The sequence below is a fragment of the Shinella agrisoli genome (assembly GCF_046557955.1).
Taxonomy (GTDB): Bacteria; Pseudomonadota; Alphaproteobacteria; order Rhizobiales; family Rhizobiaceae; genus Shinella.
In genome coordinates, this window is the sequence record NZ_JBJIEP010000001.1 from 262,509 (window position 1) to 277,056 (window position 14,548).

15 protein-coding genes and 1 pseudogene are annotated in these 14,548 nt (G+C 65.8%); 9 read left to right on the forward strand and 7 right to left on the reverse strand.

Going from position 1 to position 14,548, the window contains the following annotated elements; genetic code table 11:
• Window positions 1-37 precede the first annotated feature (37 nt).
• Window positions 38-1,399: a DegQ family serine endoprotease gene (locus ACIIOY_RS01230; protein WP_411032780.1), complete on the reverse strand. Its 1,362-nt coding sequence runs from the start codon at window positions 1,397-1,399 to the stop codon at window positions 38-40.
• Between the two features lie 315 nt (window positions 1,400-1,714).
• A complete protein-coding gene (locus ACIIOY_RS01235; protein ID WP_411032781.1) occupies window positions 1,715-2,494 on the reverse strand; it encodes a Crp/Fnr family transcriptional regulator in 780 nt (259 codons plus the stop codon).
• A 273-nt stretch (window positions 2,495-2,767) separates the two neighbouring features.
• On the opposite strand from ACIIOY_RS01235, the gene ACIIOY_RS01240 reads away from it, so the two are divergent.
• From ACIIOY_RS01240 to otsA, 7 genes are all read left to right on the forward strand, one after another.
• Window positions 2,768-3,079: a circadian clock KaiB family protein gene (locus ACIIOY_RS01240; protein WP_411032782.1), complete on the forward strand. Its 312-nt coding sequence runs from the start codon at window positions 2,768-2,770 to the stop codon at window positions 3,077-3,079.
• On the forward strand, window positions 3,076-4,575 hold the full coding sequence (gene kaiC, locus ACIIOY_RS01245; protein ID WP_411032783.1) for a circadian clock protein KaiC: 1,500 nt from the start codon (window positions 3,076-3,078) through the stop codon (window positions 4,573-4,575). Before ACIIOY_RS01240 ends, kaiC begins: the two co-directional genes overlap by 4 nt.
• 26 nt (window positions 4,576-4,601) lie before the next feature.
• Complete coding sequence (locus tag ACIIOY_RS01250; RefSeq protein WP_411032784.1) at window positions 4,602-5,723, forward strand: two-component system sensor histidine kinase NtrB; 1,122 nt, start codon at window positions 4,602-4,604, stop codon at window positions 5,721-5,723.
• Window positions 5,724-5,836: 113 nt separating this feature from the next.
• Entirely contained in the window at window positions 5,837-6,211 is a 375-nt protein-coding gene (locus tag ACIIOY_RS01255) for a GFA family protein (protein ID WP_411032785.1), read from the forward strand.
• Window positions 6,212-6,224: 13 nt separating this feature from the next.
• Complete coding sequence (locus ACIIOY_RS01260) at window positions 6,225-6,518, forward strand: SemiSWEET family sugar transporter (RefSeq protein WP_411032786.1); 294 nt, start codon at window positions 6,225-6,227, stop codon at window positions 6,516-6,518.
• On the forward strand, window positions 6,515-7,618 hold the full coding sequence (locus ACIIOY_RS01265; protein WP_411032787.1) for a sialidase family protein: 1,104 nt from the start codon (window positions 6,515-6,517) through the stop codon (window positions 7,616-7,618). Before ACIIOY_RS01260 ends, ACIIOY_RS01265 begins: the two co-directional genes overlap by 4 nt.
• A 179-nt stretch (window positions 7,619-7,797) precedes the next feature.
• Window positions 7,798-9,246: an alpha,alpha-trehalose-phosphate synthase (UDP-forming) gene (otsA, locus tag ACIIOY_RS01270; RefSeq protein WP_411032788.1), complete on the forward strand. Its 1,449-nt coding sequence runs from the start codon at window positions 7,798-7,800 to the stop codon at window positions 9,244-9,246.
• Here the strand turns inward: otsA and ACIIOY_RS01275 are convergent.
• The 3 genes from ACIIOY_RS01275 to ACIIOY_RS01285 all read right to left on the reverse strand — a co-directional run bounded on the left by ACIIOY_RS01275 (window position 9,230) and on the right by ACIIOY_RS01285 (window position 12,415).
• On the reverse strand, window positions 9,230-10,210 hold the full coding sequence (locus tag ACIIOY_RS01275) for a sensor histidine kinase (RefSeq protein ID WP_411032789.1): 981 nt from the start codon (window positions 10,208-10,210) through the stop codon (window positions 9,230-9,232). The two genes, otsA and ACIIOY_RS01275, sit on opposite strands and share 17 nt — an antisense overlap.
• Window positions 10,211-10,312: 102 nt before the next feature.
• Window positions 10,313-11,812, reverse strand: a complete 1,500-nt coding sequence (gene glgA / locus ACIIOY_RS01280) for a glycogen synthase GlgA (protein WP_411032790.1) — start codon at window positions 11,810-11,812, stop codon at window positions 10,313-10,315.
• A gap of 60 nt (window positions 11,813-11,872) precedes the next feature.
• Window positions 11,873-12,415, reverse strand: a complete 543-nt coding sequence (locus ACIIOY_RS01285; protein ID WP_411032791.1) for a DUF2934 domain-containing protein — start codon at window positions 12,413-12,415, stop codon at window positions 11,873-11,875.
• 76 nt (window positions 12,416-12,491) lie between these two features.
• Here ACIIOY_RS01285 and ACIIOY_RS01290 point away from each other — a divergent pair.
• Both ACIIOY_RS01290 and ACIIOY_RS01295 read left to right on the forward strand, forming a co-directional pair.
• Window positions 12,492-12,617, forward strand: a pseudogene (locus tag ACIIOY_RS01290) (ammonia-dependent NAD(+) synthetase); the annotation flags it as partial.
• An 8-nt stretch (window positions 12,618-12,625) separates the two neighbouring features.
• A complete protein-coding gene (locus ACIIOY_RS01295) occupies window positions 12,626-13,207 on the forward strand; it encodes a cysteine hydrolase family protein (protein ID WP_411032792.1) in 582 nt (193 codons plus the stop codon).
• 47 nt (window positions 13,208-13,254) lie between these two features.
• On the opposite strand, the gene ACIIOY_RS01300 is transcribed toward ACIIOY_RS01295, so the two are convergent.
• A complete protein-coding gene (locus ACIIOY_RS01300; protein ID WP_411032793.1) occupies window positions 13,255-13,656 on the reverse strand; it encodes a DUF6894 family protein in 402 nt (133 codons plus the stop codon).
• Window positions 13,613-14,326 carry a Crp/Fnr family transcriptional regulator gene (locus ACIIOY_RS01305; protein ID WP_411032794.1) on the reverse strand — a complete coding sequence of 238 codons (714 nt, stop codon included), beginning with the start codon at window positions 14,324-14,326 and terminating at the stop codon, window positions 13,613-13,615. Before ACIIOY_RS01305 ends, ACIIOY_RS01300 begins: the two co-directional genes overlap by 44 nt.
• Window positions 14,327-14,548: the final 222 nt, after the last annotated feature.

Below are 14,548 nucleotides of genomic sequence, written 5' to 3' on the forward strand. Positions count from 1 at the left end.
TCCCAATGATCGATGTGAACAAAGGAAAGGAAGCGCCCTATCGCAGGACGAGCAGGAAGCGCATGCCTCCGCGCGAGAGGTCGAGCGCGACCGTGCCGCGCGCGGCCCGCAGCGCCCGCGTGAGGTCGGCGACGGAGGCGACACGCTGGCGGTTGACGGCGAGGATCACGTCGCCGGGCCTGAGGCCGGCCTGCGCGGCCGGACTGTCCGGCGCGACATTCGAGACGAGCACGTTGCCGGATCCCGCTTCGAAGCTCGCGCCGGCGAGCCTGTCGGGAACGGCCGCCGCGGCGTCCCGCTGCCGTGCGCTCTCCGCCTCCACGCGCATGGCTGCTGTCTGCCGCCTGCCGTCGCGCAGATAGGCGACCTCGACCTCCGCGCCCGCCGGCGACAGGCCGATGCGGTTGCGCAGGTCCGCGGAACCGGAGATCGGGCGCCCATCGACGGACACGATGATGTCGCCGGCCTGGAGGCCGGCTTTCGCGGCCGAGGAATCCTCCTCCACGCCGGCGACGACCGCGCCGTGGGTTTCCGTCACGCCCAGCGCTTCGGCGAGATCGGGCGTCAGGTCCTGGATCGCGACGCCGATGCGGCCCCGCCGGACCTCGCCATGCTCGATGAGCTGCTTCATCACCGCGGAAGCCATGTCGATCGGCACGGCGAAGCCGATGCCGACATTGCCGCCGGCCGGCGCGATGATGGCGGTGTTGATGCCCACCAGCCGGCCGTCCGCCGTCGCCAGCGCGCCGCCCGAATTGCCGGGATTGATGGAGGCGTCGGTCTGGATGAAGTCCTCGTAGCCTTCGACGTTGAGGCCGCTGCGCCCGAGCGCGCTGACGATGCCGGACGTCACGGTCTGCCCGAGGCCGAAGGGGTTGCCGATGGCGACGACGCTGTCGCCGACGCGCAATGCCCCGGGATCGCCGAGCTCCAGCGCCGTCAGGTTCGCCGCGTCGATCCTGAGAAGCGCGATGTCGGTCGCCTTGTCGCTGCCGACCAGCTCCGCGGTGAAGCGGCGGCGGTCCTTCAGCGTGACGGCGATCTCGCTCGCGCCGTCGACGACATGGTGGTTGGTGAGGATATATCCCCTGGCGGCATCGACGATCACGCCGGAGCCCGCGCTCATGCGCGGCCGTTGCTGCGGCGTCTGGGGCAGGTCGAAGAAGCGCCTGAAATAGGGATCGTTGAGCAGCGGATTGGTCTCGGCCGGCGCGCGCGAGGTGACGGCGATGTTGACGACGGCGGGCGTGATGTCCTCGAGCACGTCGGCAAGCGACGCCGGCCGCGAGGACTGCGGAAAAGCTTCCTGCCCCGCAGCCTCGCCCGCGCAGAACAGGAAGCAGGCTGCCGTGAGAACGGTAAGGACCCGCGTCGCCCGCTTCGGAAAGCAAACGATCATCGTCCCGCTCCTCAGGCAAGGCCTTCCAGCATGCGGCCGGTGGAGCGCTCGCGGCGCCAAGGCCGGCCTTCGCTGCGGCGGATCGGGATACGGTCATGCAATGGGCGGAACGTCATATCGTTCTCCTCATGGACAAACAGATTTTGAGAGGTTCCTCCGCTCCGGTCCGGACGGCCGGAGCGGGGCTCGCACGGCCCTTCCCGGCGCCGCGCGCTATCGAGCTAGTTTCACGATTTCGACGTTTCAAGAGGGTTCACGAAAATTTTGGCACTCATACCCATAGAGTGCTAAAGGCGCGGAAATGAACGGCTTCCGTCATCCGCCTTCCTGCCCGACGGCAAGCGGCGCCACGCCGTTTTCCTCGGCCGGATAGACGCCTTTCAGGACGTCGTCGAAGTGCCGGCTGACGGCGTCGTTGCATTCGCAGGCGAGCGCGCGCAGGCCGTCGACGTCGCTGACGCGGATCCGTCCCCGCCGCGTTTCGACCACATCGCGCTGCCTCAGGTCCTGGATGACCCGGCTGAGATAGCTCCTGCCGACGCCCAGCATCGCCGCGAGCTGCTCCTGGGTGAGCGCCTGGTCGTCCGTGCCCGTCCGCTCGACGGCGGCCAGGAGCCATTTGGCCGTCCGCTGCTCGATCGAGTGAGCGGCATTGCACGCGACCGACTGGAACACCTGCGCCATCAGGCAATCCGCATAGCGCGCGAACAGGTACCGCAGCGTCAGCGACCGCGCCTTGGCCTCCTCGAGATGATGGAGGTCGATGCGGAAGAAGGTTCCGCCGCGCTGCACCTCCGCGCGGGAATAGGCGGGAAGCCTTCCATGGCTGACGATGCCGCCGACCGCCCCTTCCCGCCCGACAAGCGCCGTCTCGATCGCCCGCCCGTCCTCGAAGACGACCAGATAGGAGATCAGGCTGGCGCCGCGCGGGAAGAAGGCGAAGCGCACGGTGTCGCCCGGCTGGTGCAGGACCGTTCCCGACGGTGCCGACCAATCCTCCAGCCTGGGACCGATGATGGCCCAGTCGTCCGCGCGAAGCGCGCGCAGCAGGTTGTTGTCGATGGTGTCGGGGTTCCATTCCGCGGCAGGTTTCATCGTCGTCTCGCAAAGGTCCTTGGTCGGTCGGATTTCTTAACGCGGCAACCCGCGAAACGTTCACTAGTGGACAGACGAAATCGTCGCTTATGTCTACAAGGCGACATAAGGGCACGGATCGGTCCCGCCGAGCGCACATGATGGTGCGCCGGCCCCTGCCGGCGGACGTGTGCAAACCTTTGGAGGACGACGGGTGCCGACGCATGGAATGTTCCGGTGTGATGGTTCCGGCACGCCGTCTGGGCCGATCCCGCACGCAGGCGGGCGCATCCGATGAGCACGGGACACGGATCCGGCCCGGAAGGGCGTGTGTCGCTTCGGCTCTATGTCGCCGGCGAATCGGCCGGCGCACAGCGCGCGCTCGCCAACCGCGTGCGCCTCATCAAGGCGTCGGACGGCAGGATCGACATCCAGGTCGTCGACATCCTCCGCAACCCCGAGGACGCGGAGAAGGCCGGCATCATCGCGACCCCGACGCTGTCCGACGATGCCGTCGATCCGCCGCGCCGCCTGATCGGCGACATCAGCAACATCGCCGAGGTTCTTTCCTATTTCGGCTATCCCAGGAAGGACGCTGCACCATGACCGCCACGACGAATGAGCCCCTCGCCGATCCGGTGCTCGAACGTGTCAAGACCGGCGTCGAGGCTTTCGACGACCTGGTGATGGGAGGGCTGCCGCGCGGCCGCACCACCATCGTCGGGGGCACGCCGGGCAGCGGAAAGACGGTCTTCGCCACCCAGTTCCTCGCGCACGGCATCACCGAGCTCGACGAACCCGGCGTGTTCGTGACCTTCGAGGAATCGCCGGACGAGATCGAGGTCAACATGGCGAGCTTCGGCTGGGACGTCCGCCGCTGGCGCGAGGCCAACAAGCTGGCCTTCGTCGATGCCAGCCCGCGCGACACCGAGGAGGTCGTGGTGGGCGAGTTCGACCTGGCGGGGCTGCTCACGCGCATCCAGCATGCCGTCAGGAGCGCCAAGGCCAGGCGCATCGTGCTCGATTCGATCACCCAGCTCTTCGACCACTTCATCGCGGACCAGGCCCTGATCCGGCGCGAGCTGCTGCGCATCGCGACGGCGTTGAAGAAGGAGGGGCTGACCGTGCTGATGACGGCGGAGCGCAACAGCGAATACGGCGAGATCTCCCGCCACCGGATCGAGGAGTTCGTCGCCGACAACGTCGTGATCCTGCGCAACGCGCTCGACCGCGAACGGCGCCGGCGCACGATCGAGGTGCTGAAGATGCGCGGCAGCCGGCATGTGGAGGGCGAGGTGCCCTTCACGCTCGTGAAGGAACAGGGGATGGTCGCCGTCCCCCTCTCCTCGCTGCGCCTCGAGCAGCAGTCGGGCACGAAGCGGGTGACGAGCGGCAATCCCGAGCTCGACGCGATGACCAGCGGCGGCTTCTTCCGCGACAGCGTCACGCTGGTCAGCGGCGCGACCGGCACCGGCAAGACCCTGCTGGTGACCCACTTCCTCGCCGGCGGCGCGCAGGCGGGCGAACGCGCGCTGCTGATCGGCTACGAGGAGAGCCGCGGCCAGCTGTTCCGCAACGCACGCAGCTGGGGCGTCGATTTCGAGGCGATGGAGGCGGACGGCCGCCTCAAGGTGGTCTGCCTCTATCCGGAGGCCCAGAGCCTGCCGGACCATCTCCTGATGATCCGTGAACTGGTCGATGAGTTCGAGCCGCAGCGGCTCGCCATCGACAGCCTGTCGGCGCTGGAGCGGGTCGCCCCGGAAACGGGCTTCCGCGAATTCCTGATCAGCCTGACCTCCTTCATCAAGAAGCGGGAGATCGCCGGGCTGTGCACCGCCACCGACAAGTCGCTGATCGGGGGGCACAGCGCCAGCGAGCAGCACATCTCGACGCTGACCGATTCCATCATCCTCTTGCGCTACATCCAGAAGGCCGATTTCATGCACCGCGGCCTCATGGTGCTGAAGATGCGCGGCAGCGACCACGACAAGCAGATCAGGCGCTTCACCATCGACGGAAGCGGCATGCATCTCGGCCAGCCCCTCGCAGAGGCCGCGGATGTCTTCGACGACCCGGCGGCAGGCGGGCCGTCATCCCCATGAGGACGACCGTGAACAGGGAGCAAGGCTTGATCGAGGTCCTGGAGCCTGACGACGACTCGCGGCTGGCCGGCATCAGCCAGCCGAGCTTCCGCCTGCTCATCGAGAATACCGCCGACGGCGTCCTCGTCGTCGATCTTTCCGGCTCGGTGCTCTATGCCAACCCGGCCGCCGGGCAGATCCTCGGCCATTCGCGCGAGGATCTCCTCCATGTTCCGCTCGGCCGCCCCATGGCCTGGGGCGAGGTGACCGAGATAACGGTCAACCGGCCGGGCGGCAGGCCGGCCGACGTGGAGATGCGCGTCGTGGAGGTGACCTGGGACGGCAAGCCGGCCCTTCTCGCCAGCCTTCGCGACGTCTCCGCCCGCCGGGCGCTGGAGGAGCGCCAGCGCCAGTCGCAGAAGCTCGAAGCGGTGGGGCGCCTTGCGGCGGGCATCGTCCATGACTTCAACAACCTCATCGCCGTCTTCGAATCCGGCCTCCGGATGCTGGAAAAGCAGCTTGCGAAGGATCCCACCCATCCGACGGTCGCCGCGCTGGTCGAGGAAATGGTCAAGCGCACGCAGAACGGCAGCGCGCTCACCCACCGGCTGCTCGCCTTCTCCCGCCAGCAGCCGCTGAGCCCGCAGGTCACCCATCTCAACGAGCGCATCCGGTCCCTCACCAGCATGCTGGAGCGCACGCTCGGCGGCGGCGTCCGGATCCGCCTCGACCTGGCCTCCGATCTCGACCCCGTCCTCGTCGATCCCGATCAGTTCGATACCGCCATCCTCAATCTGGCGGTCAATGCCCGGGACGCGATGGCGGGCGCCGGCATCCTCACGATCGTCACCGCCCGGAACGTGCCGAAGGAACTGGAGATGGTGGACGGCCTCAGCGATTCATTTGCCCGCATAACCGTCACGGACACCGGGTGCGGAATGAGCAAGGACGTTCTCGCCCAGGTGTTCGAGCCGTTCTTCACGACCAAGGGCGAGGGCGAGGGAACCGGGCTCGGTCTCAGCCAGGTCTACGGCTTCGTCAATCAGTCGGGCGGCCATGTGCATGTCGAAAGCGAAGTCGGCGCGGGAACGAGCATCCATCTGTTCCTGCCCTATGCGCAGCCGGACGACGTCTCCGGCGGAAAGGACCCGCCGGTCCCGCCACGCTGAGCCTTGGGCCGACGTGGACGTTGGCTTTCGGCCGCGTCATCCATATGCAAGGAACCGAATCCCCGGCGGGCCGTTTGTTTGGCAGCGAGCATCAAACAAGGCGGGCTTCCACCATGACGATCCTTTCCGGGAAATGCCTTTGCGGGCAGGTGCAGGTTTCCGTCCGCGGCGAACCGCTGCGCGTCGGCATCTGCCATTGCACCGATTGCAGGCAGGAGAGCGGTTCGGCCTTCACCTTCTTCGGGATCTGGTCCGCCGAACGGTTCGAGCACGCCGGCGAAACCGCCGAGTTCGGCGGGCGATGCTTCTGTCCTCGCTGCGGCGCGCGCCTGTTCTCCGTCGACGACCGGGAGGCGGAAATCAAGCTCGGCATCCTCTCCGAGGCCCCCACCCCGCTCAAGCCGACCTACGAACTCTGGATCAAGCGGCGCGAGCATTGGCTCGTCCCGATCGAAGGCGCCGAGCAATACGAGGAGGACCGGACGTGAGCGGGAGTACATTGTGGACACTGCCCTGATCGTCGGCTACCTCGCCTCATTCTGCTCGGTGAGCAGCTTCATTCCGCAGGCGTGGAAGGTGATCCGGACCGGCGATACCGCCGCCATCTCCGCTCGAATGTATACCCTGACCGTCACGGGCTTCGCGCTGTGGACGGCCTTCGGCGTCATGCGCAACGAGTGGCCGATAATCCTGACCAATAGCCTTTGTTTCGTGTTCTCCGGTTTTATCCTGTTTCAGAAGATCCGCGGCCGGCGGCGGCGAGACAGTACGGGTGAAGAGGCTCCGCGTGCATGAACCGCTACATTGCGAGCCGCCATGTCGAGGTCTATCGCCGGCAGGGCGAGTTTGCGGGATGGCCTGCAAACTACGGCCTCTGGACCTGGGGAAACGAAACCGTCTGCATATTCGCGGCCGGACGCCTCGGGTCACCGGATGGCGGGTTGCATCTCGAGGATTCCGGCAGCCCCTTCACCCCGATGCAGGCACGCAGCAGCGACGGCGGGCTGACCTGGACGACGGAGGCCTTCAACGCCCGCGTGCCCGGCAGCGGAACCTTGTCGGCAGACGAACATGTCGATGAGGCGCTCAAGGCGCGCAACAGGATGGCCCCCTCCCGCGATATTCATCCCCTGGAGGCGCCGATCGATTTCCTGGATGCCGAAACCATCATCCTCGCAGCCCGCACGGGGATTACGGGCCGCCCGGCAAGCTGGTTCTACGTAAGCCGCGATCGCGCGCGCTCATGGGAAGGCCCGTTCGGTTTCGAGGGCCTCGATCTTGCCGGGGGAATATCCGCCCGGACGGACATCGTGGCGCTCGGCCGCCACGACGCCTTGTTCATGCTGACGACAACGAAGGATGACGGAGAGGAAGGCCGCGTTTTCTGCGCCCGCACGAGGGACGGCGCCCGGACGTTCCGGTTCCGGAGCTATCTATGGAACGGGCGGCAGGGCTATGCGATCATGCCGGCTTCGGCGCGCCTCAGCGATGGCACGATCCTGACGCTCGTGCGCCGCAATGACGAAGGCAAACGCGGCTGGATCGACGCCTACGCGTCCATCGACGAAGGGCGAACATGGTCGTTCGCCGGACGGCCCGTCGCGGACACCGGCCATATGGGAAATCCCCCTGCCCTCACGCGGCTGGACGACGACCGGCTCGTTTTGACCTACGGCTACCGCAGCCCGCCTTTCGGGATCCGCGCCGTCGTCAGCACGGACGGCGGAGCTTCCTGGTCGGAGCCCATGACGATACGTGATGACGGAGGCGGCCCGGACCTCGGCTATCCGCGTACCGTGATGCGCCCGGACGGGAGCGTGCTTGCCGTCTATTACTTCAATTGCGCGGAAAACGGCGAACGCTTCATCGCCGCCACGGCTTTCAAGGTTCCATAAAACCGTCGCCGACATGTCCATTCGTCGTCATGGGCAGGGAACCTTCCCGCCGCCGGCGCGTTCCTATTGCGTTGCAATATAAATTCGATGGCGATGTTCGCTCCCGCGAAACCCTTCCTCCCGCCGGCTTTTCGCCGCAAGAAGGTGTGTCCATCGCCCCAATCTGGTGCCGTGAAATCATGAGTCGTCTTATCGTCGTTTCCAATCGCGTTCCCGTTCCGGACAAGCGCGGGACCGCGCCCGCCGGCGGTCTTGCGGTCGCGCTTCAATCGGCGCTGGAGGCGCGCGGCGGGCTGTGGCTCGGCTGGTCCGGCCAATCCAGCGCCGAGGAGGCCATCGGGCCCTTGAAGATGCTGAAGGACGGCAATATCGACTATGCGCTGACCGACCTCACCGAGCGCGATGTCGAGGAATACTACCAGGGCTTCGCCAACCGCGTGCTCTGGCCGATCTGCCATTATCGGCTGGACCTTGCCGAATACGGCCGGCGGGAGATGACGGGATATTTCCGCGTGAACCGCTTTTTCGCAAGCCGCCTTTTGCCGCTGATCGAAGAGGACGACCTGATCTGGATTCACGACTACCACCTGATCCCGCTCGCCTCGGAACTGCGGCGGCACGGCGTGAGAAACCGGATCGGCTTCTTCCTGCATATTCCCTGGCCGTCGCCCGACGTTTTCCTCGCCATGCCCGTGCACGACGAGATCCTGACGAGCCTTACCGCCTATGACGTGCTCGGCTTCCAGACGGCCCATGACCGCGAGAACTTCGCCGACTGCCTTGCGCGCCAGGGGCTCGGCGAGCGCCAGGACGAGGAGCATTTCAGCATGGGGGACAGGACGTTCATAGCGCGGCACTATCCGATCGGCATCGAGACGGACGAATTCGCCACGCTGGCGCAAAGGGCGGCGGAAACCACGCTTCACAAGCGCATGCTCCAGAGCCTCGACGGCAAGAGGCTGATCATCGGCGTCGACCGGCTCGATTACTCCAAGGGCATCACGCAGCGCATCGACGCCTTCGAAACCTTCCTCACGCGCCATCCGGACAGCCAGCGCCAGGTGACGCTGCTGCAGATCACGCCGAAATCGCGCTCCGAGGTCCCGGAATACGAGGCCATGCAGCGGGCGGTGGCCGAGCAGGCCGGCCGGGTGAACGGCGCGCTCGGCACGGTGGACTGGGTGCCGATCCGCTACGTCAACCGCTCCCTGCGCCGCCCGGCCCTGGCGGGCCTCTACCGCATGGCGAAGCTCGCGCTCGTCACGCCGCTCCGCGACGGCATGAACCTCGTCGCCAAGGAATTCGTCGCGGCGCAGAGCGAGGAGGATCCGGGCGTGCTGCTGCTCTCCCGTTTCGCCGGCGCCGCGCAGGAGCTGAAGGACGCCATCCTCGTCAATCCCTACGATGTCGAGGGGACCGCGGACGCGATGGCGCGCGCCCTCGCCTTGCCCGTGGAGGAGCGCCGCGACCGCTGGAGGAGCATGATGAAGGCCCTGCGCGCCAACGACGTGTTCACCTGGTGCGACCGGTTTCTCCGCGACCTGTCGACCGGCGAGCCGAAAGCGGGCGCGCTTGCCCGCCCCAGGATGGCGGCAGTCGGAGGCCGCACGCCTATATCGGGAGCTTGACGACCGCGACCAAACCCTCGGGTTCGAACTTCAGCTCCGCCGATCCGCCCAGATGCTTCGCCGTGCCGACGACCAGCTCCGTTCCATAGCCACGGCGTGACGGAGGCTGGGGCGCCGGCCCGTTTTCCTCGCGCCATTCGCAGACGAGCATGCCACGCTCACCGTCCACGGTTTCCACGCGCCACGATACCACCACCTCTCCCTCGGGAACCGATAGGGCGCCGTATTTCAGCGCATTCGTCGTGAGCTCGTGAAAGATCATGCTGACCGGCAGCACCCGTGATGAAGACAGTTCCGCGGAGGGACCGGCCTGGAAACGAATGCGTTCGGCATCGGCGGCGATGACGGCGCTTTCGAGCACTGCGGCGAAGTCCGCGTTCTTCGTGCCCGGCGCGAGGTCGTGCGTCCTCAGCGCCACGTTCAGGCGGCCGAGGAAGGCATCGCGATACTCCTCGGCGGTGCTCTCCTTGGTCTCGGTCTGCATGGCGATCGCCCTTACGACCGAAAACAGGTTCTTCATGCGGTGGCGGGTTTCGGACAGGATGAAGTCCTTCTCCGCCTCGTGCCGGTTGCTTTCGGTGACGTCATCGAAGAGCACGAGGATGTTCGTGCTATTGTTGTCGGGGTGGACGAGGCGCCGTGCGTCCACGAGGAAGGTGCGCCGGCCGCTCCTGGGAAAGTCGTGGGTGACCTCGTAGCCTGCAACGGAGGCCGCCTTGGGGATAACGTCTGCGATCAGCTTGCGCAGGTCTTCGATGTCCCATTCGCCGTTGCCGAGCGAAAACAGGCTGCGCCCGAGGACCGCGTCCCTCTCCATCTTGAAGGTGTGAATGAACGCATTGCTGACGTTGACGACACGGAGGTTTTCATCGAGCACGACAAGGGGCAGAGTCAGCGTATCGACGATCCCCTGCGCCTGTACGTGGTCATCGCGCAGCAGGCGATACAAATCTTCCAGGATCATTGCAATCGCCCCCTGCAACCGACAAAAACTTACCGCCGGACCGTGGACATTGGCGGCATGCGGAGAAAATCATTCCGGGATCGGTTCGTTTATTGTTAGATTTTAGACCGAATTCGGCTCGTCCACCATCGCATATGTCAATTCGCCTTCTTCGCCCCTCACCCGCCGTGCGGCCTGCAGCGCCTCGAAGAGCTGGGCATATTGGAAGGCGCTGCGATCCCATGAAAAATCGGCTTTCATGGCCTGGCGCTGCAAGCTCGTCCAGGCTTCCCGGTCTTCGAATGCCTCGCAGGTCCGACGAACCGCTTCGCGAAAGCTGTGCGGGTCGACCGGATGGAACTGGAAACCGGTCGCGACGCCGCGCGCCATGGCCGCATCGTTGGCATCGATGATCGTCTCGGCGAGGCCGCCGGTTCTTCCCACCAGCGGAATTGCGCCATAGCGCATCGCATAAAGCTGGGTGAGGCCGCACGGCTCGAAGCGCGAGGGCTGCATCAACACGTCACAGCCCGAAACGATGAGATGCGCCAGTTCCTCGGCATAGCCGATATGGACGCCCACCCGGTCGGGAAAGCGCCCGGCACAATCGAGGAGCGCGGCCTCGACGTCCGGATCGCCCTGCCCGCAGACCACGAGTTGCCCGCCGTGCGAGACGATTTCCTCCGCCGCCTCGGAAAGCAGGTCCGCCCCTTTCTGCCAGGTGAGGCGCGTGAGGGCGGCAAACAGCGGGCCGTTCGCATCGGGCAGCCCGAACCGTTCGAGCAAGGCCGCCCGGTTTTCCCGCCGACGCACCAGCGAGCGCGCGTCGTAGCGGCGTGGAATCAACGGATCGGCGCCCGGGCTCCATATCTCGGCGTCGATGCCGTTCACGATCCCGTAAAGCGCGGAGCGCCGCTGCTGCAGGACGCCGTCGAGACCCATTCCGAGGTCCGGCGACAGGATTTCGCGCGCATAGGTGGGGCTCACCGTGGTCACGATGTCGGAGCAGAGCAGGCCCGCTTTCAGGTATCCGACACCGCCGTAATATTCGAGGCACTCGAAACCGAGCGCGGCGGGCGGAAGGCCGAGCCACGGGGCGATATCGTAGGAAAACTGCCCCTGGAATGCGAGGTTGTGGATCGTGCACATCACGGGCAGCGGGCTGCGGAACGCGTAGCGCAGATAGACGGGCGTCAACGCCGTCTGCCAGTCGTGCACATGCACCACGTCCGCCTTGCCCGGAGCGAGGTGCCCGAGCGCGATCCTCGCCCCCGCCAGCGAAAGCACCGCGAAACGCAGCCAGTTGTCCGGATGGTCGCGTCCGTCGGGACCGATATAGGGTCCGCCCCCGCGCTGGTACAGTTCGGGAACCTCCAGAACCAGGACATCGAGCCCGCCGGTCTCGGCACGCGAAACGACGGCACGGTGGCCGAGCAGGTCGTCGAGATCGCCGACCCTCGCCCTGTTCGGCAGGTGCTCCAATACCTGCGGGTAGCCCGGGACAAGGGTCAGGACGTCTATGCCGTGAAGACGCAGGGCCTTTGGAAGGGCGCCAGCGACGTCCGCCAACCCGCCCGTCTTGATGAGGGGATAGACCTCCGAAACAATCGACAGAACGTTCATGGCCTGTCAGATGACGCCCCGCTGCACCGCTCGAAATTTCCTTCGTCGTCTGCCCGCATATCAAGCAGATTCACGAAAACCCGACTCCTGCTGCGGCTTGCGTTTCGGACGCTGCGAAAGCGTTACGCGCTTGAGAGGAAGCGGAATGACCGGCGCTTCGGTCTTGACGGACATTCTGGACCGGACCCGTTCAACGGCCATCATCCAATGGCGGTCCTGCTCCCCATGGGGACGCCCTTCGGCAACCCAGATGAGATAGGCTTCCGTACGAACCAGATCGTCGAATTCAGCCATGTGATCGTCCCTTCCTGAATGAATTGCCCTTGGCGCCAGCCCGTTCTTTTGCGGGACGAAGTCCGGCCGGGTCTGGTGCACACAAATCTTCAACCTCATCGCGGGCTGTTTGTTCCCCGAACGCGCCGGCATTCGCTCCCAGGAACCTGCTCCGGCATGCCCGAAGCCCTGTGCCGCCGGCATCAGTACGGTATCGTACAGGGGGGATAAGCTCTTGCCCGCAACCGGCTTTGCCCAGGAACTTTGCCCCTTGCGCATGGTTTGACCGGCATGCGGCCCGCGAACAAGATGGAAGGAAAGGATTTCCATGGAAGAGACATTCGTGCACCGGCAGTTCGCGGTCGTCCGGGATCGCGGCGTTCAACCGGCCTTCGACGCGGCAGGCGAAGCCCGCCGCAGGATCGACTTCCTGAAGGATTACCTCGTGAAAAGCGGACTTGTCGCCTATGTTCTCGGCATCAGCGGAAGGGTGGACACCCTGGCCGCCGGGCTTCTGGCGCAACGGGCCGTGGCGCTGCCGTGAACGGGCTGGGCAACTGGCGCCACATCTGCGTCGACATGCAGGGCATGTTCGCCGAGGATACGCCATGGCATGTTCCCTGGCTGCACGGCGTCAGGGACCAGGTCGCGGAAGTGTCGCGCCGCCACGCGGCCCGGACGATCTTCACGCGCTTCCTTCCGCCTCGGACGGCGGAGAATGCGCACGGCACCTGGAAGACCTATTACGAGAAATGGCGGACGATGACCCGCGAGCATCTGCCGGACGAGCTTGTCGACATCGTGCCGGAGCTGCGCCGTCTCGTCCCGCCCGCCCGCATCTTCGACAAGGCGGGCTATTCGCCCTGGATGGACGGGCGCCTGCACGCGGGCCTTCGCGAAGAGAAGGTGACGACGCTGGTCGTCACCGGCGGGGAAACCGATGTCTGCGTGCTCACCACGGTGCTCGGCGCGATCGATCTCGGCTATCGGACGATCGTGCTGGAGGACGCCCTGTGCGGCAGCGCCGATACGACCCATGACGCGGCATTGACGATCCTGCGCGGACGCTTCTCGGTACAGCTCGATCTGGTCCCGACGGAGGCCTTCCTGGCGGCGACCTGACGCCGGTGCCGCGCCTCCCGTCCAGGTCCCGGCGGAACATCGGCGAATTATCGCGGCGGCGGCTCGCCGTCTACGGTCGTTTTCGGCTTCAGGGCCGAACGAAAACTGACTTCTGCCAACACAACTCCGCTTTCGTCGGTGATCTCGAAGAACTGCCCGTCGGGCTCGTAGCCGGCCAGCACCTTCTCCGCCATGATCTCGCGCGCCGCCATGCGGGCATCCTCGATGGCAAGCCCAAGCGTTTCAAATTCAGCTCCTTCCAGATCGACTTCCTTTTTCTCACCGTCGCGGATGTGAAAGAAATACCGTTGCATTTGCGCCTCCGTGACGGGGGCGAACAGGCCGGCACCGGTTTTGTTCCCTGGGAAGGTTTGCGGGACCGGCGCTTGCCGGGCGGCGGAAGCTTCATCCGCCCGAACCCGCCGCGCGGGCAGGAAAAAGGCGGGCATACTCCCGCTCGCTGCCGCCGTAGGCGTCCGCCGCGAAAGCCTCGAGCGCGGCGCGGTCGCGCACGATGATCACTCCGCGCTGGGAGTAGATGAAGCCGTGTCCCTCGAGCACGTGCAGGGCGTTCGTGACACTTGCGCGGCGCACCGCCAGCATGATGGCCAGGAATTCGTGCGTCAGAACCAGCCGGTCCCCCTCCAGGCGATCGTGGCACATCAGGATCCAGCGGGCGAGCCGCTCGTCGACGCTGTGCACGGCGTTGGAAAGCGCGCTGAAGGCGATCTGGCAGGAGAAGGCCTGCGTCCAGCGCAGCATGATGCTCCGCGCGGCGGGCCGCGCGTCCAGATACCGGAGCAGGTCCGTCCGCGGAACACGCCAGCCCCGCCCGGCCACCTGTATGACGGTCCTGTAGGGATTGCGGTCCGCCCCCAAAATGGCCGAGGACGGCGACATGCCCTCGCGCCCGATGACGCCGATTTCCGCCTGGTTGCCCTCAGGCGAAACGACGACGGTGGAAATGATGCCGGCGGTGGGAAAGTAGCAATGATCGGCCGGCAGGCCGGGCATGGACAGTTCCATCCCTTGCGGAAACTCCATCTCCGCCATGTGCGGAAACAGAAGCTCGCTGTCCTCCAGCTCGAGTCCGGCCAAGAGCCGGTTCTGCTCCATCATCGCTCGGCTCCTCGCGTCACGTTACCCCGGAAGCCTCCCATATATAGGGCGCCGGCACGCAAAGGCGATCCGGCAGCATTCGTATAAAAGGCCCTCTTGAACAGCCAGTGGATTGAACTAAATCGTAACCTGCCGGACGCCCAATTCGGGGCCGGCATGTCGAGCGGATGCAAAAGTATCCGGCGGCAGAAGAACTTGTATCCATGTTGCTTCAAAAGGAGG